This is a genomic window from Dokdonella fugitiva, from assembly GCF_004342425.1.
GTDB lineage: Bacteria > Pseudomonadota > Gammaproteobacteria > Xanthomonadales > Rhodanobacteraceae > Dokdonella_A > Dokdonella_A fugitiva.
Genome location: NZ_SLWQ01000002.1, coordinates 363470 through 386473, shown reverse-complemented (window position 1 = coordinate 386473; position 23004 = coordinate 363470). Strand labels below are relative to the sequence as shown.

The 23004-nt window shown below is 65.3% G+C and carries 31 protein-coding genes; all 31 read left to right on the top strand.

The annotated features are described in order from the left end of the window. Window positions 1–89: 89 nt before the first annotated feature. Window positions 90–4295: a DNA-directed RNA polymerase subunit beta' gene (gene rpoC, locus EV148_RS06015; protein WP_131994996.1), complete on the top strand. Its 4206-nt coding sequence runs from the start codon at window positions 90–92 to the stop codon at window positions 4293–4295. A gap of 300 nt (window positions 4296–4595) precedes the next feature. Next, window positions 4596–4970: a 30S ribosomal protein S12 gene (gene rpsL, locus EV148_RS06010; protein ID WP_131994993.1), complete on the top strand. Its 375-nt coding sequence runs from the start codon at window positions 4596–4598 to the stop codon at window positions 4968–4970. Window positions 4971–5049: 79 nt separating this feature from the next. Continuing rightward, on the top strand, window positions 5050–5517 hold the full coding sequence (rpsG, locus tag EV148_RS06005) for a 30S ribosomal protein S7 (RefSeq protein ID WP_131994989.1): 468 nt from the start codon (window positions 5050–5052) through the stop codon (window positions 5515–5517). 131 nt (window positions 5518–5648) lie between these two features. Continuing rightward, window positions 5649–7739 (top strand): elongation factor G, encoded by a 2091-nt coding sequence (fusA, locus tag EV148_RS06000; protein WP_131994986.1) that lies wholly within the window; start codon window positions 5649–5651, stop codon window positions 7737–7739. Between the two features lie 90 nt (window positions 7740–7829). Continuing rightward, entirely contained in the window at window positions 7830–9020 is a 1191-nt protein-coding gene (gene tuf / locus EV148_RS05995; RefSeq protein ID WP_131994983.1) for an elongation factor Tu, read from the top strand. 387 nt (window positions 9021–9407) lie between these two features. Continuing rightward, on the top strand, window positions 9408–9719 hold the full coding sequence (gene rpsJ, locus EV148_RS05990; RefSeq protein WP_131994980.1) for a 30S ribosomal protein S10: 312 nt from the start codon (window positions 9408–9410) through the stop codon (window positions 9717–9719). A gap of 22 nt (window positions 9720–9741) precedes the next feature. Next, entirely contained in the window at window positions 9742–10386 is a 645-nt protein-coding gene (gene rplC / locus EV148_RS05985; RefSeq protein ID WP_131994977.1) for a 50S ribosomal protein L3, read from the top strand. A gap of 10 nt (window positions 10387–10396) precedes the next feature. Next, the gene (gene rplD, locus EV148_RS05980; protein ID WP_131994974.1) at window positions 10397–10999 is read left to right on the top strand and encodes a 50S ribosomal protein L4; all 603 of its coding nucleotides are present in this window, start codon (window positions 10397–10399) and stop codon (window positions 10997–10999) included. After that, window positions 10996–11286, top strand: coding sequence for a 50S ribosomal protein L23 (rplW, locus tag EV148_RS05975; RefSeq protein WP_131994971.1), 291 nt, complete (start codon window positions 10996–10998; stop codon window positions 11284–11286). The genes rplD and rplW overlap by 4 nt, the downstream gene beginning before the upstream one ends. Window positions 11287–11334: 48 nt before the next feature. Beyond that, a complete protein-coding gene (gene rplB, locus EV148_RS05970) occupies window positions 11335–12162 on the top strand; it encodes a 50S ribosomal protein L2 (protein ID WP_131994968.1) in 828 nt (275 codons plus the stop codon). Between the two features lie 3 nt (window positions 12163–12165). Further along, complete coding sequence (rpsS, locus tag EV148_RS05965) at window positions 12166–12444, top strand: 30S ribosomal protein S19 (RefSeq protein ID WP_131994965.1); 279 nt, start codon at window positions 12166–12168, stop codon at window positions 12442–12444. Between the two features lie 11 nt (window positions 12445–12455). Continuing rightward, window positions 12456–12785: a 50S ribosomal protein L22 gene (gene rplV, locus EV148_RS05960; RefSeq protein WP_131995520.1), complete on the top strand. Its 330-nt coding sequence runs from the start codon at window positions 12456–12458 to the stop codon at window positions 12783–12785. 17 nt (window positions 12786–12802) lie between these two features. Continuing rightward, the gene (rpsC, locus tag EV148_RS05955) at window positions 12803–13510 is read left to right on the top strand and encodes a 30S ribosomal protein S3 (protein ID WP_131994962.1); all 708 of its coding nucleotides are present in this window, start codon (window positions 12803–12805) and stop codon (window positions 13508–13510) included. 3 nt (window positions 13511–13513) lie between these two features. After that, window positions 13514–13927, top strand: a complete 414-nt coding sequence (gene rplP, locus EV148_RS05950; protein ID WP_131994959.1) for a 50S ribosomal protein L16 — start codon at window positions 13514–13516, stop codon at window positions 13925–13927. After that, window positions 13927–14121, top strand: a complete 195-nt coding sequence (rpmC, locus tag EV148_RS05945) for a 50S ribosomal protein L29 (RefSeq protein WP_131994956.1) — start codon at window positions 13927–13929, stop codon at window positions 14119–14121. Before rplP ends, rpmC begins: the two co-directional genes overlap by 1 nt. Window position 14122: 1 nt before the next feature. Then, on the top strand, window positions 14123–14386 hold the full coding sequence (gene rpsQ / locus EV148_RS05940; RefSeq protein ID WP_131994953.1) for a 30S ribosomal protein S17: 264 nt from the start codon (window positions 14123–14125) through the stop codon (window positions 14384–14386). Window positions 14387–14414: 28 nt separating this feature from the next. After that, window positions 14415–14783, top strand: a complete 369-nt coding sequence (gene rplN / locus EV148_RS05935; protein WP_131994950.1) for a 50S ribosomal protein L14 — start codon at window positions 14415–14417, stop codon at window positions 14781–14783. A gap of 13 nt (window positions 14784–14796) precedes the next feature. Beyond that, entirely contained in the window at window positions 14797–15111 is a 315-nt protein-coding gene (gene rplX, locus EV148_RS05930) for a 50S ribosomal protein L24 (RefSeq protein WP_131994947.1), read from the top strand. 11 nt (window positions 15112–15122) lie between these two features. Continuing rightward, window positions 15123–15662 carry a 50S ribosomal protein L5 gene (rplE, locus tag EV148_RS05925; RefSeq protein WP_131994944.1) on the top strand — a complete coding sequence of 180 codons (540 nt, stop codon included), beginning with the start codon at window positions 15123–15125 and terminating at the stop codon, window positions 15660–15662. 22 nt (window positions 15663–15684) lie between these two features. Then, on the top strand, window positions 15685–15990 hold the full coding sequence (gene rpsN, locus EV148_RS05920) for a 30S ribosomal protein S14 (protein WP_131994941.1): 306 nt from the start codon (window positions 15685–15687) through the stop codon (window positions 15988–15990). A 102-nt stretch (window positions 15991–16092) separates the two neighbouring features. Beyond that, window positions 16093–16488, top strand: a complete 396-nt coding sequence (gene rpsH, locus EV148_RS05915; RefSeq protein ID WP_131994939.1) for a 30S ribosomal protein S8 — start codon at window positions 16093–16095, stop codon at window positions 16486–16488. Between the two features lie 20 nt (window positions 16489–16508). Beyond that, window positions 16509–17036 (top strand): 50S ribosomal protein L6, encoded by a 528-nt coding sequence (gene rplF, locus EV148_RS05910; RefSeq protein ID WP_131994936.1) that lies wholly within the window; start codon window positions 16509–16511, stop codon window positions 17034–17036. Window positions 17037–17116: 80 nt separating this feature from the next. Further along, window positions 17117–17470 carry a 50S ribosomal protein L18 gene (gene rplR / locus EV148_RS05905; protein WP_131994933.1) on the top strand — a complete coding sequence of 118 codons (354 nt, stop codon included), beginning with the start codon at window positions 17117–17119 and terminating at the stop codon, window positions 17468–17470. Window positions 17471–17646: 176 nt separating this feature from the next. Next, window positions 17647–18159, top strand: coding sequence for a 30S ribosomal protein S5 (gene rpsE, locus EV148_RS05900; RefSeq protein ID WP_131994930.1), 513 nt, complete (start codon window positions 17647–17649; stop codon window positions 18157–18159). Beyond that, window positions 18152–18358 (top strand): 50S ribosomal protein L30, encoded by a 207-nt coding sequence (rpmD, locus tag EV148_RS05895; protein WP_131994927.1) that lies wholly within the window; start codon window positions 18152–18154, stop codon window positions 18356–18358. The genes rpsE and rpmD overlap by 8 nt, the downstream gene beginning before the upstream one ends. A gap of 59 nt (window positions 18359–18417) precedes the next feature. Next, window positions 18418–18858, top strand: a complete 441-nt coding sequence (gene rplO / locus EV148_RS05890; RefSeq protein WP_182517943.1) for a 50S ribosomal protein L15 — start codon at window positions 18418–18420, stop codon at window positions 18856–18858. Window positions 18859–18862: 4 nt separating this feature from the next. After that, window positions 18863–20176 (top strand): preprotein translocase subunit SecY, encoded by a 1314-nt coding sequence (gene secY, locus EV148_RS05885; protein WP_131994921.1) that lies wholly within the window; start codon window positions 18863–18865, stop codon window positions 20174–20176. A 114-nt stretch (window positions 20177–20290) separates the two neighbouring features. Beyond that, the gene (gene rpsM, locus EV148_RS05880; protein WP_131994918.1) at window positions 20291–20647 is read left to right on the top strand and encodes a 30S ribosomal protein S13; all 357 of its coding nucleotides are present in this window, start codon (window positions 20291–20293) and stop codon (window positions 20645–20647) included. Window positions 20648–20665: 18 nt separating this feature from the next. Continuing rightward, window positions 20666–21058 (top strand): 30S ribosomal protein S11, encoded by a 393-nt coding sequence (gene rpsK / locus EV148_RS05875; protein WP_131994915.1) that lies wholly within the window; start codon window positions 20666–20668, stop codon window positions 21056–21058. A 15-nt stretch (window positions 21059–21073) separates the two neighbouring features. Further along, the gene (gene rpsD / locus EV148_RS05870; protein ID WP_131994912.1) at window positions 21074–21706 is read left to right on the top strand and encodes a 30S ribosomal protein S4; all 633 of its coding nucleotides are present in this window, start codon (window positions 21074–21076) and stop codon (window positions 21704–21706) included. A gap of 77 nt (window positions 21707–21783) precedes the next feature. After that, window positions 21784–22782 carry a DNA-directed RNA polymerase subunit alpha gene (locus EV148_RS05865; protein ID WP_131994909.1) on the top strand — a complete coding sequence of 333 codons (999 nt, stop codon included), beginning with the start codon at window positions 21784–21786 and terminating at the stop codon, window positions 22780–22782. Window positions 22783–23004: the final 222 nt, after the last annotated feature.

Genomic DNA, 23004 nt, shown 5'->3' with positions numbered 1-23004 from the left:
TCGTCGAGAAGCTTCGACGATCCCGCATGGACCCGGTTCCCCGCATCCAACGATTCCCGATTCCCAATTCCCGATTCCCGGAGATCCACATGAAAGACCTGCTCAATCTCTTCAACCAGCAGCGCCAGTCGCTCGATTTCGATTCGATCAAGATCGCGCTGGCTTCGCCCGACCTGATCCGCTCGTGGTCGTTCGGCGAGGTGAAGAAGCCCGAGACGATCAACTACCGCACGTTCAAGCCCGAGCGTGACGGCCTGTTCTGCGCGGCGATCTTCGGTCCGATCAAGGACTACGAGTGCCTGTGCGGCAAGTACAAGCGCATGAAGCACCGCGGCGTCGTCTGCGAGAAATGCGGGACGGAAGTGACGCTGGCCAAGGTGCGCCGCGAGCGCATGGGCCACATCGAGCTCGCCTCGCCGACCGCGCACATCTGGTTCCTGAAGTCGCTGCCGTCGCGCATCGGCCTCATGCTGGACATGACGCTGCGCGACATCGAGCGCATCCTCTACTTCGAAGCCTACGTCGTGGTCGACCCGGGCCTGACCGCGCTCGAGCGCGGCCAGCTGCTCAACGAAGAGCAGTACCTGCAGTCGGTCGAGGAGCACGGCGACGAGTTCGACGCGCGCATGGGCGCCGAAGCCGTCTACGAGCTGCTCAAGACGATCGACCTCAACCAGGAACTGATCAAGCTGCGCGAGGAAATCGCCTCGACGAACTCGGAAACCAAGCTCAAGCGCCTCAGCAAGCGCATCAAGCTGGTCGAGGCGTTCCTCGAGTCCGGCAACCGACCGGAGTTCATGGTGCTGACCGTGCTGCCGGTGCTGCCGCCCGACCTGCGCCCGCTGGTGCCGCTCGACGGCGGCCGTTTCGCGACGTCGGACCTCAACGACCTGTACCGCCGCGTCATCAACCGCAACAACCGCCTCAAGCGCCTGCTCGAGCTCAACGCGCCCGACATCATCGTGCGCAACGAGAAGCGCATGCTGCAGGAAGCGGTCGACGCGCTGATGGACAACGGCCGTCGTGGCCGCGCCATCACGGGCACGAACAAGCGCCCGCTGAAGTCGCTCGCCGACATGATCAAGGGCAAGCAGGGCCGTTTCCGCCAGAACCTGCTCGGCAAGCGCGTGGACTACTCCGGCCGTTCGGTCATCGTGGTCGGCCCGACGCTCAAGCTGCACCAGTGCGGCCTGCCGAAGAAGATGGCGCTCGAGCTGTTCAAGCCCTTCATCTTCTCCAAGCTGCAGCGCCGCGGCCTCGCCACCACGATCAAGGCGGCGAAGAAGCTCGTCGAGCGCGAGAGCGCCGAGGTGTGGGACATCCTCGAAGAGGTGATCCGCGAGCATCCGGTGCTCCTCAACCGCGCGCCGACGCTGCATCGACTCGGTATCCAGGCGTTCGAGCCGGTGCTGATCGAAGGCAAGGCGATCCAGCTGCATCCGCTCGTCTGCACCGCGTTCAACGCGGACTTCGACGGCGACCAGATGGCCGTGCACGTGCCGCTGTCGCTCGAGGCGCAGCTCGAAGCGCGTGCGCTGATGATGTCGACCAACAACATCCTGTCGCCGGCGAACGGCGAGCCGATCATCGTGCCGACCCAGGACGTGGTCCTCGGCCTGTACTACATGACGCGCGCGCTGGAAAACGCCAAGGGCGAAGGGATGGCGTTCTCGAACGTCGCCGAAGTCCACCGCGCCTACGACAACCGCGCGGTCGAGCTGCACGCGAAGGTCAAGGTGCGCCTGCACCAGGTCGAGTTCGACGAGGAAGGCAACCGCGTCGAGAAGTCGTCGCTGGTCGACACCACTGTCGGTCGCGCGCTGCTCGCCGAGATCCTGCCGGAAGGGCTGCCGTTCGCGCTGGTCAACATCGAGTTGACCAAGAAGGCGATCTCGCGCCTGATCAACCAGTGCTATCGCCGCCTCGGCCTGAAGGACACGGTCGTTTTCGCGGACCAGCTCATGTACACGGGCTTCCACTACGCGACCCGCGCGGGCATGTCGATCGGCATCGACGACATGAAGATCCCTGGCGAGAAGAAGGGCATCCTCGAGGAAGCGGAAAAGGAAGTCACCGAGATCCAGCAGCAGTACCAGTCCGGCCTCGTCACCGCCGGCGAGCGCTACAACAAGGTCGTCGACATCTGGTCGCGCACCAACGAGCGCGTCGCCAAGGCGATGATGGACGGCATCGGCTCGGACAAGGTCAAGAACGCGAAGGGCGAGGTGGTCGAGCAGAAGTCGATGAACTCGCTGTTCATCATGGCCGACTCGGGCGCGCGCGGCAGCGCGGCGCAGATCCGCCAGCTCGCCGGCATGCGCGGCCTGATGGCGCGTCCGGACGGCTCGATCATCGAGACGCCGATCAAGGCGAACTTCCGCGAGGGCCTCAACGTCCTGCAGTACTTCAACTCGACCCACGGTGCCCGAAAGGGCCTCGCGGATACCGCGCTGAAGACCGCGAACTCCGGCTACCTGACGCGCCGCCTCGTCGACGTCGCGCAGGACGTCGTCGTGACCGAGACCGACTGCGGCACCAAGGCCGGCCTCACGATGGCCCCGATCGTCGAAGGCGGCGACGTGGTCGAGGCGCTGAAGGATCGCGTGCTCGGCCGGGTGGTCGCCGAGGACGTGTTCGCCCCGGGCAACGACGAGGACCCAATCGTCGCGCGCAACACGCTGCTCGACGAAGCGATGGTCGAGAAGCTCGAAGTCGCCGGCGTGCAGTCGGTGCTGGTGCGTTCGCCGATCACCTGCGACGCGCGCTTCGGCGTCTGCGCGATGTGCTACGGCCGCGACCTCGCGCGTGGCCACCTCGTCAACATCGGCGAAGCGGTCGGCGTGATCGCCGCGCAGTCGATCGGCGAGCCGGGCACGCAGCTGACGATGCGTACGTTCCACATCGGTGGCGCCGCGTCGCGAGCCGCCGCGGTCGACAACGTGCAGGTGAAGACCACCGGTACGCTGAAGTTCACCAACCTCAAGACGGTCGCGCACAGTGCCGGCCACCTCGTCGCCGTGTCGCGTTCGGGCGAACTGTCGGTCATGGACAACCATGGCCGCGAGCGCGAGCGCTACAAGGTGCCGTACGGCGCGGTCATCGACGCGCGCGACGGCGCCGCGGTGAAGGCCGGCCAGACGGTCGCGAAGTGGGATCCGCACACCCATCCGATCGTGTCGGAAGTCGCCGGCGTGGTCCGCTTCATCGACTTCCAGGACGGCATCACCGTGCAGGAGCAGGTCGACGAACTGACCGGCCTCGCCAGCGCGGTCGTCACCGACCCGAAGCGCCGTGGCGGCACCGCCAAGGACCTGCGTCCGATGGTGCGCCTCGTCGACAAGAAGGGCGGCGAACTGCGCCTGCCCGGCACGGACATTCCCGCGCAGTACTTCCTGCCTGCGGGAGCGATCGTGTCGCTGCAGAATGGCTCCGAGGTCGGCGTCGGCGACGTCGTCGCGCGTATCCCGCAGGAAACGTCGAAGACCCGCGACATCACCGGCGGCCTGCCGCGCGTGGCCGACCTGTTCGAAGCACGCAAGCCGAAGGAGCCGGCGATCCTCGCCGAGCGCTCGGGCATCATCAGCTTCGGCAAGGACACCAAGGGCAAGCAGCGCCTGATCATCCGCGACACGGACGGCAACGAGCACGAAGAGCTCATCCCGAAGTGGCGTCACGTGATCGTGTTCGAAGGCGAGCACGTGGAGAAGGGTGAAACGATCGTCGACGGCGAGCCCAACCCGCACGACATCCTGCGCCTGCTCGGCGTCGAGCCGCTGGCGGCCTACCTCGTCAAGGAGATCCAGGACGTCTACCGCCTGCAGGGCGTGAAGATCAACGACAAGCACATCGAGGCGATCATTCGCCAGATGCTGCGCAAGGTGGAGATCGCCGAGCCGGGCGACACGCGCTTCCTGCGTGGCGAGCAGATCGACCGCTCGCGTCTGGTGGAGGAGAACGCGCGGGCGGAGGCCCGCAACGAACGCCCGGCCGAAATGCTGCCGGTGCTGCTCGGCATCACCAAGGCGTCGCTCGCGACCGAGTCGTTCATTTCGGCGGCTTCGTTCCAGGAAACGACGCGCGTGCTGACCGAAGCGGCCGTGCGTGGCACCCGCGATACCTTGCGGGGCCTCAAGGAAAATGTTATCGTCGGACGCTTGATTCCGGCCGGTACGGGTCTCGCCTACCACGCCCAGCGGCGCAGCAAGGCAGGCGCGTTGACCGAGCAGGAACGCGAAACGCTGGGGGCCACGAGTTCGGTGGCCGAGGCGGTCGCCGAAGACGGCGATTCGCACTGATCCAGGCCCCGTGTGGGCTGAGTCGACCAGGCCTGCGAGAGCAGGCGTCCGGATGAACCGGACCTCCCCGTGGCGGGGTGGCGACCAGCAGGGGCGATGCGACGACATCGAAAAGAGGCGAAGGATTCGCCTCGTGTTCGAGGGCAGGGAGCAGAGCGCTGGACGCGCGGCGGGTTGACCGTCGCGTTAGGCGCGCGTTATACTCTTTTGTCTTGGCAGGCCGAATTCATTCGGCCTGCCTTTTGTTTCCCGGATCATTCCGGGTCTTCTTCCAAGATCTCGCAGGCACGGTTCAAACGCATGTCAACAGTCAATCAGCTGGTACGCAAGCCGCGCAGTCCGAAGACGTACAAGAGCGCGTCCCCGGCTCTCGCGAATTGCCCGCAGCGTCGCGGCGTCTGCACGCGCGTCTACACGACCACGCCGAAGAAGCCGAATTCGGCCCTTCGCAAGGTCGCCAAGGTGCGCCTGACGAACGGCTTCGAAGTCATCAGCTACATCGGCGGCGAAGGCCATAACCTGCAGGAGCACTCGGTGGTGCTGATCCGCGGCGGCCGTGTCAAGGACCTGCCGGGCGTGCGCTACCACACCGTGCGCGGCAGCCTCGATGCGGCCGGCGTGACCAAGCGTCGCAAGAGCCGTTCCAAGTACGGCGCAAAGCGCCCGAAGGGCTGATCCGCCCGCATTCCACGACAGGCGCTCCGGCGCTTGAGTATCAAGCGGCCCGTGTGGCCGCATCATTGAGAAGAAATCCATGTCACGCAAAGGTCAAACCCCGACTCGTACCCTCCTGCCCGATCCCAAGCACGGCAGCCAGGTGATCGCCCGCTTCATCAACATGGTGATGCAGAGCGGCAAGAAGTCGGTCGCTGAAAAGATCGTCTATGGCGCACTCGACCACATCGGCGAGAAGCACGCCGAGCCGGTCGCCCTGGTCGAGAAGGCGCTCAACAACGTCGCCCCGGCGGTCGAGGTCAAGTCCCGCCGCGTCGGTGGCGCGACCTACCAGGTTCCGGTCGAAGTGCGCTCGACGCGCCGCACCGCGCTGGCGATGCGCTGGCTCATCGACGCGGCGCGCAAGCGCGGCGAGAACACCATGCCGCGCAAGCTCGCGGCCGAGCTGCTCGAAGCTTCCGAAAACCGCGGTGGCGCGGTGAAGAAGCGCGAGGAGACGCACCGCATGGCGGAAGCGAACAAGGCGTTCTCGCACTACCGCTGGTAAGCGGTTTTCTCGCGCGCGCTTCGCCCGTATCGCGGCATGCGGGGCTCGATGCCCCGCGTCTGGACATGCACGGCAGCCGGGACGGCTGCTTCATCGCGGGATAGGGAACAATCCCGGGAAAGGTAATCACAATGGCTCGCACCACTCCTATCGAGCGCTATCGCAATTTCGGCATCATGGCCCACATCGATGCCGGAAAGACCACCACGACCGAGCGCATCCTCTATTACACCGGCGTCAATCACAAGATCGGCGAGGTGCACGAGGGCGCCGCGACGATGGACTGGATGGAACAGGAACAGGAACGCGGCATCACGATCACGTCGGCCGCGACGACCTGCTTCTGGACCGGCATGGACCGTTCGTTCCCGCAGCACCGCTTCAACATCATCGACACCCCCGGGCACGTCGACTTCACAATCGAAGTCGAGCGTTCGTTGCGCGTGCTCGACGGCGCGGTGTTCGTGCTGTGCGCGGTCGGCGGCGTGCAGCCGCAGTCCGAGACGGTGTGGCGCCAGGCCAACAAGTACGGCGTGCCGCGTCTCGCGTTCGTCAACAAGATGGATCGCACCGGCGCCGACTTCGACAAGGTCGTCGGCCAGCTGAAGTCGCGCCTCGGCGCGCACCCGGTCCCGATGCAGGTGCCGATCGGCGCCGAGGACGCGTTCGAGGGCGTGGTCGACCTCGTCAAGATGAAGGCGATCTACTGGGACGCCGAGTCGCAGGGCATGTCGTTCGAATACCGCGACATCCCTGCGCACCTCAAGGACGTCTGCGAGAAGGCTCATTCGTTCCTCGTCGAGTCGGCCGCCGAGACGTCCGAGGAGCTGATGAACAAGTACCTCGAGGAAGGTTCGCTTTCCGAGGACGAGATCCACGCGGGCATCCGCGAAGCGGTGATCGGCAACAAGCTGATCCCGGTGTTCTGCGGCACCGCGTTCAAGAACAAGGGCGTCCAGGCGATGCTCGACGCGGTCGTGCGCTACCTGCCGGCCCCGTCCGACCGCCCGCCGGTCAAGGGCATCGACGAGAACGAGAAGGAAGATTCGCGCAACGCCGATGATGGCGCGCCGTTCTCCGCGCTCGCGTTCAAGATCATGACCGATCCGTTCGTCGGCTCGCTGACGTTCTTCCGCGTCTATTCGGGCGTGCTGAACTCGGGCGACACGGTGTACAACCCGGTCAAGAGCAAGAAGGAACGCGTCGGCCGCATCCTGCAGATGCACGCGGCGGAGCGCAGCGAGATCAAGGAAGTCCGCGCGGGCGACATCGCCGCGGCGGTCGGCCTGAAGGACGTCACGACCGGCGACACGCTGTGCGCGACGGACAACGTGATCACGCTCGAGCGCATGACGTTCCCGGATCCGGTCATCGCGATGGCAGTGGAGCCGAAGACGAAGTCGGACCAGGAAAAGATGGGTATCGCCCTGTCGCGCCTCGCGCAGGAAGATCCGTCGTTCCGCGTCCGCTCGGACGAGGAGTCGGGCCAGACGATCATCGCCGGCATGGGCGAGCTGCACCTCGAAATCATCGTCGACCGCATGAAGCGCGAATTCAACGTCGAGGCGAACGTCGGCAAGCCGCAGGTGGCCTACCGCGAGACGATCCGCAAGGCCGTCAAGCAGGAAGGCAAGTTCGTGCGCCAGTCGGGCGGCAAGGGCCAGTACGGCCACGTCGTGCTCGAGATCGAGCCGCAGGAGCGTGGCGCGGGTTACGTGTTCGAGAACCTGACGGTCGGTGGCTCGGTGCCGAAGGAGTACGTCCCGGCGGTCGACAAGGGCATCCGCGAGGCGATGACCAGCGGCCCGATGGCGGGCTTCCCGGTCGTCGACATCAAGATCAAGCTCGTCGATGGTTCGTACCACGAGGTCGACTCGAACGAAATGGCGTTCAAGATCGCCGGTTCGATGGGCTTCAAGGAAGGCTTCAACAAGGCCAACCCGGTCCTGCTCGAGCCGATCATGAAGGTCGAGGTGGTGACGCCCGAGGACTACATGGGTGACGTCATGGGTGACCTCAGCCGCCGGCGTGGCGTGCTGCAGGGTTCGGACGACTCGCCGTCGGGCAAGGTCATCAACGCGATGGTGCCGCTCGGCGAGATGTTCGGTTACGCGACGAGCCTGCGCTCGATGTCGCAGGGTCGCGCGACCTTCACCATGGAGTTCGACCACTACGCCGAAGCGCCGAACAACATCGCCGAAGCGGTCATCAAGAAGGGTTGACCGGCGCGATCACGCGGGATCGCCGGAATTTTCGAGAAGCGGCCCTGCGGGGCCGCATTGTCCAAATAGTCTGCTTTGAGGTTGCAAGTCATGTCGAAGGAAAAATTCGAGCGCAAGAAGCCGCACGTGAACGTGGGCACGATCGGCCACGTTGACCACGGCAAGACGACGCTGACGGCGGCGCTGACGAAGATCGGCGCGGAGCGCTTCGGTGGCGAGTTCAAGGCGTACGACCAGATCGACGCGGCGCCGGAAGAGAAGGCGCGCGGCATCACGATTTCGACGGCGCACGTGGAATACGAGAGCCCGACGCGGCACTACGCGCACGTGGACTGCCCGGGTCACGCGGACTACGTGAAGAACATGATCACGGGTGCGGCGCAGATGGACGGCGCGATCCTGGTGTGTTCGGCGGCGGACGGCCCGATGCCGCAGACGCGCGAGCACATCCTGCTGGCGCGCCAGGTGGGCGTGCCGTACATCGTGGTGTTCCTGAACAAGGCGGACATGGTCGACGACGCGGAGCTGCTGGAGCTGGTCGAGATGGAGGTCCGCGAGCTGCTGTCGAAGTACAACTTCCCGGGCGACGACACGCCGATCGTGAAGGGTTCGGCGCTGAAGGCGCTGGAAGGTGACCAGAGCGAAATCGGCGTGCCGGCGATCATCAAGCTGGTGGAAGCGCTGGACGCGTGGATTCCGGAGCCGCAGCGTGACATCGACAAGCCGTTCCTGATGCCGGTCGAGGACGTGTTCTCGATCTCGGGCCGCGGCACGGTGGTGACGGGCCGCATCGAGCGCGGCGTGATCAAGGTGGGCGACGAAATCGAGATCGTGGGCATCCGTCCGACGCAGAAGACGACGGTGACGGGCGTGGAGATGTTCCGCAAGCTGCTGGACCAGGGCCAGGCGGGCGACAACGCGGGCCTGCTGCTGCGCGGCACGAAGCGTGACGAAGTGGAGCGCGGCCAGGTGCTGGCGAAGCCGGGTTCGATCACGCCGCACACGAAGTTCGAGGCGGAAGTGTACGTACTGTCGAAGGACGAGGGCGGTCGCCACACGCCGTTCTTCAAGGGCTACCGCCCGCAGTTCTACTTCCGCACGACGGACGTGACGGGTGCGTGCGAGCTGCCGGAAGGCGTGGAAATGGTCATGCCGGGCGACAACGTGAAGATGGTCGTGACGCTGATCGCGCCGATCGCGATGGACGAGGGCCTGCGCTTCGCGATCCGCGAAGGCGGCCGTACGGTCGGCGCGGGCGTGGTGGCGAAGATCATCCAGTAAGGTCCGAAAGGGCCTGCGGGTCCCGGGACGGACGTTCCGGGACTCCGGTTTCGAAAAGCTTCACATTTCGTGGGCGTCTTGCTATAGTAGGCAACTCACCGCCGCTGCGGCTTCGCCGAAGGCGGCAACAGACAGCGAAATGAGGCGCAGGAAGCGCTTCGAGTTCGCCGACAGGATGTCGACCGCACCGGCCCCGCCTGGGGTCCGCCTCGAGGAGGGGTCGGCTGCGAGGATGTTTCCCAAGTTTGAGCGGACCGGCAACGGTCCGCTCATTCTTTCGCGTAGTTGCACAGGCGTACGAAGGCCGCCCCATGCGGGTGCGGCGGGCGGGGTTCAGTGAACCCCGTCGTCGATGAACAGCGTTCTTTCAGATTCAAGGACACGGCAATGGCGGACCAGAAGATTCGTATCCGGCTCAAGGCATTCGATCATCGCCTGATCGATCGCTCGGCGAGCGAAATCGTCGAGACGGCGAAGCGCACCGGCGCACAGGTTCGCGGACCGATTCCGCTGCCGACCAAGATCGAGCGCTACACCATTCTTGTGTCGCCGCACGCCGACAAGGATGCGCGCGACCAGTACGAGACGCGCGTGCACAAGCGCGTGATGGACATCGTCGACCCGAACGACAAGACCGTGGACGCGCTGATGAAGCTCGACCTCGCGGCCGGCGTCGACGTCCAGATCAAGCTGCACTGAAGCAAAGTAACGGGATACGACGATGAGTATCGGGTTGGTAGGTCGTAAATGCGGCATGAGCCGCGTCTTCACCGAAGATGGTCGCTCGGTGCCGGTGACGCTGATCGAAGCGACGCCGAACCGCGTGACGCAGGTGAAGACCGTCGAGGTCGACGGCTACAGCGCCGTCCAGGTCACCGCCGGCGCGAAGCGCGCTGCGCTGATCAACAAGCCGCTCGCCGGGCACTTCGCCAAGGCGAGCGTGACGGCAGGTCGTGGCCTGTGGGAGTTCCGCGTCGAAGCCGGCGAGCTCGGCAAGTTCGCCGTCGGTGGCGAGGTCAAGGCCGACGAGGTCTTCACGGTCGGCCAGAAGGTCGACGTGCAGGGCGTCAGCAAGGGCAAGGGCTTCCAGGGCACGATCAAGCGCCATCACTTCACCATGGGTGACGCGACGCACGGCAACTCGCTGTCGCATCGCGCGCCGGGCTCGATCGGCCAGCGCCAGACGCCGGGCCGCGTGTTCCCGGGCAAGAAGATGGCCGGCCACATGGGCGCGGTGACCCGTTCGTCGATGAACCTCGAGATCGTCAAGATCGATACCGAGCGTCATCTGATCGCGATCAAGGGCTCGGTGCCGGGTGCGCCGGGTGGCGACGTGATCGTGCGTCCCGCCGTGAAGACGAAGTAAGGAGGACGCCATGGAACTCAACGTCATCGGCGCCAAGCCGGTCTCCGTCTCCGAGGCGGTATTCGGCAAGGAATTCCGCGAAGACCTCGTGCACCAGGTCGTCGTTGCGTATCGCAACGCCGGTCGCGCGGGCACGAAGGCGCAGAAGTCGCGCTCGGACCTGTCCGGCACGACCAAGAAGTTCAAGAAGCAGAAGGGCGGCGGCGCGCGTCACGGCGACTTCCGCGCCCCGATCTTCGTCGGCGGTGGCGTCACGTTCGCCGCCCGCCCGCGCAGCTTCGCGCAGAAGGTCAACCGCAAGATGTTCCGCGGCGCGATGGTTTCGATCCTGTCGGAGCTCAATCGCCAGGGCCGCATCTCGGTCGTCGAATCGTTCGGCATCGAGCAGCCCAAGACCAAGCAGATGGTCGCCAAGCTCGCCGAGCTGAAGGCCGAGGGTCGCGTGGTGCTGGTGGCCGAGAACGCGCCGGAAGCGCTGTATCTCGCCGCGCGCAACGTGCCGTACCTGCACGTCGTCGACGTCGCCGCGCTGGATCCAGTCAGCCTGGTCGGCGCGGACAAGATCGTCATGACGGTCGAATCGCTCAAGCGTATCGAGGAGTGGCTGGCGTGAAAGAGCATCTCTACACCGTCCTGCGCGCGCCGCACATCTCCGAGAAGAGCGCGCGGCTGCAGGAAAACAACCAGTACGTGTTCGAAGTCGCGCCGGCCGCGACCAAGGCCGACGTGAAGGCGGCCGTGGAAGGCCTGTTCAGCGTCGAAGTCCAGTCGGTCAACCTGGTCAACGTCAAGGGCAAGGCCAGGGCATTCCGCAACCGCGCCGGCACGCGCAGCAACAAGCGCAAGGCCTATGTCCGACTCGCCGATGGCCAGACCATCGACGTGACGGCCACGGCCTAAGGTGGATATGGGCGCGACGAGCGTCCATGGAAATCAGGAAAAAACATCATGGCACTGATTACAGTCAAACCCACCTCCGCCGGACGCCGCGCCGTCGTACGCGTGGCCACGCCTGGCCTGCACAAGGGCGCGCCGTACGCACCGCTGACCGAGTCGCAGTCCAAGACCGGCGGCCGCAACCACTACGGCCGCATCACGACCCGCCACAAGGGCGGCGGTTCGAAGCAGCACTACCGCGTGATCGACTTCAAGCGCGACAAGGAAGGCATCGCCTGCCGCATCGAGCGCATCGAATACGATCCGAACCGCACCGCGCACATCGCGCTGCTGTGCTTCGTCGATGGCGAGCGCCGCTACATCATCGCGCCGAAGGGCGCGAAGGTCGGCGACCAGCTCATGTCCGGCCACGACGCGCCGATCAAGGTCGGCAACTCGCTGCCGCTGCGCAACATCCCGATCGGCTCGACCGTGCACTGCATCGAGATGAAGCCGGGCAAGGGCGCGCAGATCGCGCGTTCGGCGGGCGCCTCGGCGCAGCTGGTCGCGCGCGAGCAGGGTTACGCCACGTTGCGCCTCCGCTCCGGCGAAATGCGCAAGGTGCCGGCGGAATGCCGCGCTACGATCGGTGAAGTCGGCAACAGCGAGCACAACCTCGAGAAGCTGGGCAAGGCGGGTGCGTCGCGCTGGCGTGGCGTGCGTCCGACCGTTCGCGGTGCCGCGATGAACCCGGTCGACCATCCGCACGGCGGTGGCGAGGCGAAGGCCGGCCAGGGTAATCCGCATCCGGTTTCGCCGTGGGGCATGCCGACGAAGGGTTACAAGACGCGCAAGAACAAGCGCACGACGCAGTTCATCGTTCGCGACCGCAGGGGTTAAGCAATGGCTCGTTCTCTGAAGAAAGGCCCGTTCGTCGATCATCACCTGATGAAGAAGGTGGAAGCGGCGGGTACCACGAAGAAGCCGATCAAGACCTGGTCGCGTCGTTCGATGATCGTGCCGGAGATGGTGGGCTTCACGCTCGCGATCCACAACGGCCGCCAGCACGTGCCCGTGCTGGTCAATGAAAACATGGTCGGCCACAAGCTCGGCGAATTTGCGGTCACCCGCACGTTCAAGGGGCACGGTGGCGACAAGAAGGCCGCCGAGGCCAAGAAGTGACGGTGAGCACGATGGAAGCCAAAGCGATCCTGCGCAGCGCGCGCATTTCCCCGCAGAAGGCCCGCCTGGTCGCCGACCAGGTGCGTGGCATGCCGGTCGGTCGTGCGACCAACCTGCTGCAGTTCAGCGACAAGAAGGCGGCGCACCTGATCAAGAAGGTGCTGCTGTCGGCCGTCGCGAATGCCGAAAACAACCTCGGTGCGGACGTCGACGAGCTGAAGGTCGCGAAGATCTTCGTCGACGAAGGCGCGATCCTCAAGCGCATGCATGCACGCGCGAAGGGCCGCGGCTCGCGCATCTCCAAGCGTACCAGCCACATCACCGTGGTTGTCGGCGAATAAGGCACAGGACGACTACGATGGGTCACAAAGTCAATCCGATCGGCATCCGCCTCGGCATCGCCAAGGACTGGAATTCGAAGTGGTTCGCGAACAAGCGCGAATACGCCGAATACCTCGGCGCGGACCTCAAGGTCCGCGAGTTGCTGAAGAAGAAGCTCGCCCAGGCCGGCATCTCCCGGATCCAGATCGAGCGTCCGGCCAAGACCGCCCGCGTGACGATCCACACGGCTCGTCCGGGCGTCGTCATCGGCAAGAAGGGCGAGGACATCGAGAAGCTGCGCAAGGAAGTCTCGAACGTGATGGGCGTCCCGGCGCACATCAACGTGACGGAAGTGCGCAAGCCCGAGCTCGATGCGCAGCTGGTCGCGGAATCGATCGCGCAGCAGCTCGAGCGCCGCATCATGTTCCGTCGCGCGATGAAGCGCTCGGTGCAGAACGCGATGCGCCTCGGCGCGCTCGGCATCAAGGTCAACGTCGCCGGCCGCCTCAACGGCGCCGAGATCGCGCGTTCGGAGTGGTACCGCGAAGGTCGCGTGCCGCTGCATACGCTGCGCGCGGACATCGATTACGGCTTCGCCGAGGCGAAGACCACGTACGGAATCATCGGCGTGAAGGTGTGGGTCTTCAAGGGCGAGATCTTCGACCTCCATGCATCTCAGCAGGAAGCCAAGGCCGAGGCCGCTGAAGAGCGTCCGCAGCGTCGCGCGCCGAAGGCGGGAGCGTAAGTCATGCTGCAACCCAAGCGCACCAAGTACCGCAAGGTCCAGAAGGCCCGTAACCGTGGCCTGTCCTATGTCTCCAACAAGGTCAGCTTCGGCGAATTCGGCCTGAAGGCGACCACGCACGGCCACCTGACCGCGCGCCAGATCGAAGCGGCCCGCCGCTGCATCACGCGCTACGTCAAGCGCGGCGGCAAGCTGTGGATCCGCGTGTTCCCCGACAAGCCGATCTCGAAGAAGCCGATCGAAGTCCGAATGGGCAACGGCAAGGGCAACGTCGAGTATTGGGTGGCGCCGGTTCAGCCGGGCCGCATGTTGTATGAAATCGAGGGCATCGCCGAAGTCGAGGCTCGCGAGGCGTTCCGTCTCGCCGCCGCCAAGCTTTCGGTGCAGACCCAATTCGTGGCCCGGACGGTGCTGTGATGGAACTGAAAGAACTCCGCCAGAAGAACGCAGAACAGCTTGCCGAGCACCTCGGCGAACTGCGCCGCGAACAATTCAACCTGCGCATGCAGAAGGGCTCCGGCCAGCTCACGCAGACCCACCAGTTCGGCCGCGTCCGTCGCGAGATCGCGCAGGTCAAGCACCTGCTCGGCGCGAAGAAGCAGGGGCAGTGACATGAGCGAGAATGAGAAGAAGCAGCGCACCCTCGAGGGGCGCGTGGTCAGCAACAAGATGGCCAAGACCGTGACCGTCCTGCTCGAGCGCCAGGTGCAGCACCCGCTGTACGGCAAGATCGTGCGCCGCTCCACCAAGGTGCATGCGCACGACGAGGCGAGCGAGTGCAAGGAAGGCGACGTCGTCCGCATCGCGGAATGCCGTCCGCTGTCGAAGACCAAGAACTGGCGCGTCGTGAAAGTCGTCACGCGCGCTGAAGCCTGAGCGTGGCGGGACTGGAGGAGAAGGCGACATGATCCAGATGCAGACCACGCTGGCCGCGGCGGACAACAGCGGTGCGCGCGAACTGATGTGCATCAAGGTACTCGGCGGCTCCAAGCGCCGGTACGCGCAGATCGGCGACGTGATCAAGGTTTCCGTGCGCGAAGCGATTCCGCGCGGCAAGGTGAAGAAGGGCGAGGTCTACGACGCCGTCGTGGTGCGCACCCGCAAGGGCGTGCGTCGTGCCGACGGTTCGCTGATCCGCTTCGACGGCAATGCGGCCGTCCTGCTGAACAACAAGCTCGAGCCGATCGGCACCCGCATCTTCGGGCCGGTCACGCGCGAGCTGCGTGGCGAGCGATTCATGAAGATCGTCTCGCTGGCGCCGGAAGTACTGTAACGAGGTTGATGCCATGAACCGTATCCGCAAGGGCGACCAGGTCCTGGTGATCGCCGGCAAGAACAAGGGCCAGAAGGGCGAGGTGACGCGCGTCGCGGGTGAATCCGTGTTCGTGCAGAACGTCAACCTGGTCAAGCGCCACACCAAGCCGAATCCGCAGGCGAACCAGCCGGGCGGCATCGTCGAGCGCGAGGCGCCGATCCATATTTCCAACGTAATGCTGTTCAACACCGCCACCGGCAAGGGTGAGCGCGTGGGCTTCAAGACGCTCGAGAACGGGCGCAAGGTCCGCGTGTATCGCTCGTCCGGCGAAGTGGTCGACGCCTGAGGCCTGCCGACATGACCCGCCTTGAAAAGATCTACAAAGAACAGGTCGTGCCGAAGCTGACCCAGCGTTTCGGCTACACCAACCCGATGCAGGTGCCGCGCCTGACCAAGATCACGCTCAACATGGGCGTGGGCGAGGCGGTCGGCAACAAGAAGATCCTCGAGAACGCCGTGGCCGACATGGCGAAGATCGCAGGCCAGAAGCCGATCGTGACGCTGTCGCGCAAGGCGCATGCGACGTTCAAGATCCGCGAGAACTGGCCGATCGGCTGCAAGGTGACCCTGCGCCGCCATCGCATGTACGAGTTCTTCGACCGCCTGATCAACATCTCGCTGCCGCGCGTGCGTGACTTCCGCGGCATCTCGGGGCGTTCGTTCGACGGCCGCGGCAACTTCAACATGGGCCTGAAGGAACAGATCATCTTCCCCGAGATCGATTTCGACCAGATCGACGCGCTGCGCGGCATGGACATCGCGATCACGACGACCGCCCGTACCGACGAAGAAGCGAAGGCGCTGCTCGAAGCGTTCAGCTTCCCGTTCCGCAACTGACAGCGCAGCAGGATCCAGGATTATGGCCAAGACCTCGATGATCAACCGCGATCTCAAGCGCGCCAAGCTCGTGAAGCGGCATGCCGCCAAGCGCGAGGAGCTCAAGAAGATCGTTTCCAGCACGACGGCGTCGTACGACGAGAAGATCGCCGCGGCGGTGAAGCTGCAGAAGCTGCCGCGCGACTCGAGTCCGTCCCGCCAGCGCAACCGTTGCGAACTGACCGGCCGCTCGCGTGGCGTCTACAGCAAGTTCGGCCTCGCGCGCCACAAGCTGCGTGAAGCGACCATGCGTGGCGACGTCCCGGGCCTGCGCAAGGCGAGCTGGTAACACGCGGAATCTCCGCACGAGCCCGGGCACGCGTGGCCGGGCTTCCAAAAAATCAGATCATTCGCATTCCGCGGATATCGGTGCACTCAGAGGTAGTTTTTCATGAGCATGACTGATCCCATCGCCGACATGTTCACGCGCATTCGCAATGCGCAGGCCACGGGCAAGCGTTCCGTGGCGATGCCGGCCTCACGCGTCAAGCACGCGATCGCCAACCTGCTGAAGGACGAGGGCTACGTCGCCGACGTGCAGACGAGCACGGTCGAAGGCAAGGCGAAGCTCGAGATCGCCCTCAAGTATTACGAAGGCAAGCCGGTCATCGAGCGCATCGAGCGCATCAGCCGTTCGGGCCTGCGCGTGTACCGCGGCAAGGACGAGCTGCCGAAGGTGCTCAACGGCCTCGGCATTTCGATCGTTTCCACGTCGTCCGGCATCATGACCGACGCGCAGGCCCGCAAGAAGGGCCTCGGCGGCGAAGTCATCGGCCTGGTCGCCTAAGTTTCTTGGAGAAATAAGACATGTCCCGCGTTGCCAAGAAACCCATCAACCTGCCCAAGGGCGTCGAGTGCCAGGTCAAGGCCGATGCGATCACCGTGAAGGGCCCGAAGGGCACGCTCGCGCTGCCCGCCCCGGCCGGTGTCGACGTCGCCGTCGACGGCGGCACGATCCAGCTCAGCGTGAAGAACGCGAGCGACATGAAAATGGCGGGCACCGCCCGTGCGCTGATCAACAACATGGTCACCGGCGTGAGTGAAGGCTACCAGCGCAAGCTGGAGCTGGTCGGCGTCGGCTACCGCGCGGCGCTGCAGGGCAAGGACCTCAGCCTCACGCTCGGCTTCTCGCATCCGGTCGTCTTCCAGGCGCCGGAGGGCATCACGATCACGGTTCCGGCACAGACCGAAATCCTGATCGCCGGTGCGGACAAGCAGCGCGTCGGCGAAGTCGCCGCGAAGATCCGCGCATTCCGTCCGCCGGAACCCTACAAGGGCAAGGGCGTGCGTTACTCGGGCGAAAAGATCACCCTCAAAGAGGCCAAGAAGGCATAGTGCGGTTCCCCCGCAAGGGCCCGGCCATCCCTGGCCGGACTTCTCACTAGAGCAGCCGATCCGCTTCTGGAATCAAGACCATGGAAAAGAACATCGCAAGACTCCGCCGCGCCAAGTCGACCCGCGCGCACATCCGTACGCTGGGCGTGCCGCGCCTGAGCGTGCATCGCAGCGCGCAGCACATCTACGCGCAGGTGCAGACTGCAGAGGGCGACAAGGTCATCGCGGCCGCGTCGACCACGCAGAAGGCGATCGCCGAAGGCCTCAAGGGCACGAAGAACAAGGCCGCCGCCGCTGCCGTGGGCAAGGCCGTCGCCGAAGCTGCCCTGAAGGCGGGCGTCGAGAAGGTCGCGTTCGACCGCTCGGGTTTCCGCTATCACGGCCGCATCCAGGCGCTCGCGGAAGCGGCGCGCGAGGCGGGCCTGAAGTTCTGATCGCGCGCGGCCCCGCGGCCGCGTGACGCGACGAATCCGGCCTCGTGCCGGGCGCCAGGGCAGGCGCAGCGACAACCGGATTGAGCCGTTCCGGAACCGTTCCATCACAACTCCAAGCGGCGATGCCGCAAGCAGAAGTCCGCAACCGCTCCGGCGGGCGGCATGACAGGTGAAACATGGCGAATACGAACGAACGTGAGAACAGCGACGGCTTCCTCGAGAAGCTGATCGCGGTGAACCGCGTGGCGAAGACCGTCAAGGGTGGCCGCCAGATGAGCTTCACGGCCCTGACCGTCGTCGGCGACGGCGATGGCCGCGTCGGCTTCGGCTACGGCAAGGCGCGCGAAGTGCCGGTCGCGATCTCGAAGGCGATGGAGCGCGCGCGCAAGGGCATGGTCAAGGTCGAACTCAACAACGGCACGCTGTTCCATGCGGTGAAGGCGAACCATGGCGCCGCCAAGGTGTTCATGCAGCCCGCGTCGGAAGGTACCGGCGTGATCGCCGGCGGCGCGATGCGCGCCGTGCTCGAAGTGGTCGGCGTGAAGAACGTCCTGGCCAAGGCGGTTGGTTCGCGCAACCCGATCAATCTGGTGCGCGCGACGATCAACGGCCTGCAGGCAATGGTGTCGCCGGCGCGCATCGCGTCCAAGCGCGGCAAGTCGGTCGACGAGGTGATGGGCAATGGCTAAGACGAAGGCTACGGCGGCCAAGACGATCCGCGTCCGCCTGTTCAAGAGCATCAACGGCTGCCAGGAGCGCCATCGCGTCAGCGTGCGCGCGCTCGGCCTGCGCAAGCTCAACGACGTGCGTGAGCTGGTGGATTCGCCGTCGGTGCGCGGCCTGGTGAACCAGGTCAGCTATCTGGTGCGCATCGAGGAAAGCGCCTGAGGCGCCCGGGGCATTGAACTCGCGTTCGGTGCCTCGACCTAGCAATTTCTCTGGAGTCGATCGACATGCGTCTCAATACACTCAAGCCCGCTGCAGGTGCCCGCAAGGATCGCGTCCGCGTCGGTCGCGGCATCGGTTCCGGCCTTGGCAAGACGGCCGGCCGTGGCCACAAGGGCCAGTACGCGCGCGCCGGCAAGGGCAAGGTCAAGGCCGGTTTCGAAGGCGGCCAGATGCCGCTGCAGCGCCGCCTGCCGAAGGTTGGTTTCCGTTCGAAGAAGGCACACGAGGTCAGCGAAGTGCTGCTGTACAAGCTCGATTCGCTCAAGGCCGACGTGGTCGATTTCGACGTGCTCAAGGCCGCCGGCCTGATCGAAACCCGCGCCGCGCGCGCGAAGATCGTGAAGAAGGGCGAGATCAAGCGTGCGGTGAAGCTCAAGGGCGTGGCGATCACCGCCGGCGCCAAGGCCGCGATCGAGGCTGCCGGCGGCAGCGTGGAGTAAGCGCGTGGCGTCTTCGCAGTCCAATCCGCTCGCTTCGCTCGGCAAGCTGACGGAACTGAAGCAGCGCCTGCTGTTCGTGATCGGCGCGCTGGTCGTGTACCGGCTCGGCTCGTTCATCCCGGTCCCGGGCGTCGACCCGGAAGAGATGGCGCGCCGCATCCAGCAGGGCGGCGGCCTGCTCGACATGTTCAACATGTTCTCGGGCGGCGCGCTGAGCCGACTGTCGATCTTCGCCCTCGGCGTGATCCCCTACATCTCGGCGTCGATCATCGTGCAGATGTTCGCGTCGGTGATCCCGAGCTGGCAGCAGTTGCGCAAGGAAGGCGAGGCGGGGCGGCGCAAGCTGACCACCTACACGCGTTTCGGCACCGTCGCGCTGGCGTTGTTCCAGTCCTTCGGCGTGGCCTCGATGCTGCAGGCGCAGACGGGCATCGTCTACGCTCCGGGGCCGAGCTTCATCTTCACGACCGTCGTCGGCCTCACCGCCGGCACGATGTTCCTGATGTGGCTCGGCGAGCAGATCACCGAGCGCGGCATCGGCAACGGCATCTCGCTGCTGATCTTCGCCGGCATCGTCGCCGGCCTGCCGGCCGCGGTGGTGCACACGCTGGGCATGGCGCAGACCGGCGAGCTGCCGATCCTGCGCGTGCTGATCGTGTTCGTGATCGTGCTCGCGGTGACCGCGTTCGTGGTGTTCATGGAGCGCGGCCAGCGCCGCATCACCGTGAACTATGCGCGTCGCCAGGGCGGGGCGGGCAAGGCGTACATGAACCAGAGTTCGCACCTGCCGCTGAAGATCAACATGTCGGGCGTGATCCCGCCGATCTTCGCCTCGTCGCTGCTGATGTTCCCGGCGACGGCCGCGACCTGGTTCAACAACTCGAACGAGATCCATTGGCTGCAGGTGCTGACCGCGTCCCTCGGGCCGGGCGAGCCGCTGCACATGCTGCTGTACGCGCTGCTCATCATCGTGTTCGCGTACTTCTACACGGCGCTTACGTTCAATTCGCAGGAAACCGCGGACAACCTCAAGCGCTCGGGCGCGCTGATCCCGGGACTGCGCCCGGGCAAGGCGACGGCCGACTACATCGATGGCGTGCTGACCCGCCTGACCGGCGCCGGGGCGCTGTACCTGGTGGCGGTGTGCCTGGTGCCGGACATCCTGCGCAACGCCTGGCACGTGCCGTTCTACTTCGGTGGCACGTCCCTGCTGATCGTCGTGGTCGTGGTCATGGATTTCACGGCGCAGATCCAGGCGCACCTGGTCTCGCACCAGTACGAAAGTCTGCTCAAGAAGGCGAATTTGCGCGGCCGTTGAGCGGCAAAGGTCCAGATTCGGGGCCGTCCGGCTGGGGGTTCCCCGGCCGGGGCAAACCGGATATAATGTCAAGTTCTCTGCGCACTTAAGTAGTTTTTCTGGAGATCAACAAGCATGGCACGCATTGCGGGTGTCAATCTGCCGGTTCAGAAGCATGTCGTGATCGGCCTGCAGAGCATTTTCGGCGTCGGCCGTTCGCGCGCGAAGAAGGTCTGCGCCGACGCGGGCGTCAATCCTGCGGCCAAGATCAAGGACTTGACCGAGGCCGAGGTCGACAAGCTGCGCCATGAGGTCGGCAAGTTCACGGTCGAGGGCGACCTGCGCCGCGAAGTGGGCATGTCGATCAAGCGCCTGATCGACCTCGGTACCTACCGTGGCCTGCGCCATCGCCGCGGCCTGCCGCTGCGTGGCCAGCGCACCCGTACCAACGCGCGCACCCGCAAGGGCCCGCGCCGCGCCATCAAGAAGTAATCCAGGATATCCGGGCAAATGAACAAACCCGCTGCAGCCAAGCCGAAGAAGAAGACCAAGCGTGTGGTGACGGACGCCGTCGCCCACGTGCAGGCTTCGTTCAACAACACGATCGTCACGATCACCGACCGCCAGGGCAATGCGCTCTCGTGGGCGACCGCCGGCGGCGCCGGTTTCCGTGGCTCGCGCAAGTCGACGCCGTTCGCCGCGCAGGTCGCTGCGGACAAGGCCGCGCGCGTCGCCGCCGACTACGGCGTGAAGACGGTCGAAGTCCGCATCAAGGGCCCGGGTCCGGGTCGTGAATCGGCCGTGCGCTCGCTCAACAATGCGGGCTTCAAGGTCACCAACATCATCGACGTGACGCCGATCCCGCACAACGGTTGCCGTCCGCCGAAGAAGCGTCGCGTGTAAGGGGAATCAGGAACCATGGCTCGTTATCTCGGACCCACCTGCAAGCTCGCGCGCCGCGAAGGCGCCGACCTCAGCCTCAAGAGCCCCGCGCGCGCGCTCGATTCGAAGTGCAAGCTGGAGCAGAAGCCCGGCCAGCACGGCGCCGCCGGCGCCAAGCGCGGCCGCCTGTCGGACTACGGCGTGCAGCTGCGCGAGAAGCAGAAGGTCAAGCGCATCTACGGCCTGCTCGAGCGCCAGTTCCGTTCGTACTACCAGAAGGCCTCGGGCCAGAAGGGCAACACGGGCGAGAACCTGCTGCGCATGCTCGAGTCGCGCCTCGACAACGTCGTGTTCCGCATGGGCTTCGCCGTGACGCGCGCGGCCGCGCGCCAGCTGGTGTCGCATGCCGCCGTCCGCGTGAATGGCAAGAAGGTCAACCTGCCGTCGTACCAGGTGCGCCCGGGCGACGAGATCGCCCTGAGCGAGCGCGCCAAGAGCCAGCTGCGCGTGCAGGAATCGCTGACCGTGTCGCAGGAAATGGATCTCGTTCCGTCGTGGGTCGAGGTCGACGCGAAGAAGGCGAGCGGCCTGTTCAAGGCGCTGCCGGAGCGTTCCGACCTGCCGTCGGACATCAACGAAAGCCTGATCATCGAGCTTTACTCGAAGTAAGAAGGCCGGGCTTCGCCCGGACCTTCGCAGGAACACATCACTGAGGAATCCGCGAGGATTCTTGGAGTCAACTGCATATGGCGGGATCGTCCACCAACGTGCTGCGTCCGCGCGGCATCCAAGTCGAACGCCTCGGTACCGACCGCGCCAAGGTCGTGGTCGAGCCGCTGGAGCGCGGTTTCGGCCACACCCTCGGCAATGCGCTGCGTCGCGTGCTGCTGTCGTCCATCCCCGGTAGCGCGATCATCGAAGTCGAAATCGACGGCGTGCTCCACGAGTACACCACGCTCGAGGGCCTGCAGGAAGACGTCATCGAGGTGCTGCTCAACCTCAAGGACGTCGCCATCCGCATGCACGGCCAGGACGAAACCACGCTCACGCTCAGCAAGAAGGGCAAGGGCGTCGTCGTCGCGGGCGACATCAAGGTCGATCACTCGGTCGAGATCGTCAATCCCGACCACGTGATCTGCCACCTGACCAAGGATATCGCGCTCAACATGCGCCTCAAGGTCGTGCGCGGCGTCGGCTACCAGCCGGCGACGGCGCGCCGCCTGCCGGACGAGGAAGCGCGTCCGATCGGTCGCCTGCAACTCGACGCCTCGTTCTGCCCGGTCCGTCGCGTTGCCTATAACGTCGACAGCGCCCGCCTCGAGCAGCGCACCGACCTCGACAAGCTCGTGCTCGACGTCGAGACGAACGGTGCGATCGACGCCGAGGAAGCGGTGCGCAAGGCCGCCGAGATCCTGCAGGACCAGATCAGCGTGTTCGGCGACTTCGCGCGTCGCGAAAGCACCGACGCGAAGACCGACAAGAGCGGCGTCGACCCGGTGCTGCTGCGCCCGATCGACGACCTCGAACTGACCGTGCGTTCGGCCAACTGCCTCAAGGCCGAGAGCATCTACTACATCGGCGACCTCGTGCAGAAGACCGAGGTCGAGCTGCTGAAGACGCCGAACCTCGGCAAGAAGTCGCTGACCGAGATCAAGGACGTGCTGTACCAGCGCGGCCTGCAGCTCGGCATGAAGCTCGACAGCTGGCCGCCGCCGGGGCTCGTCCACGGCATGCAGCTCGGTTGATTCGTTTCTCCGCGGCCATGAGTGACGTTCGTCGCCCATGGCCGCTGTTCATTCGGTGCGATCGCCCTTGATCGCCATGGCGGCCGGTTTGGCCGCGAGGGGATGCCCCGGCATTCCCGTCGAAGTCCAGGAGCGGCCATCGTGGGCCGCATCGCCAGAGTACGGCCCGTACTGAAAGGGCCGATCATCAGCGGGTAACCGCGGGTGTCCGGGACATGCTCC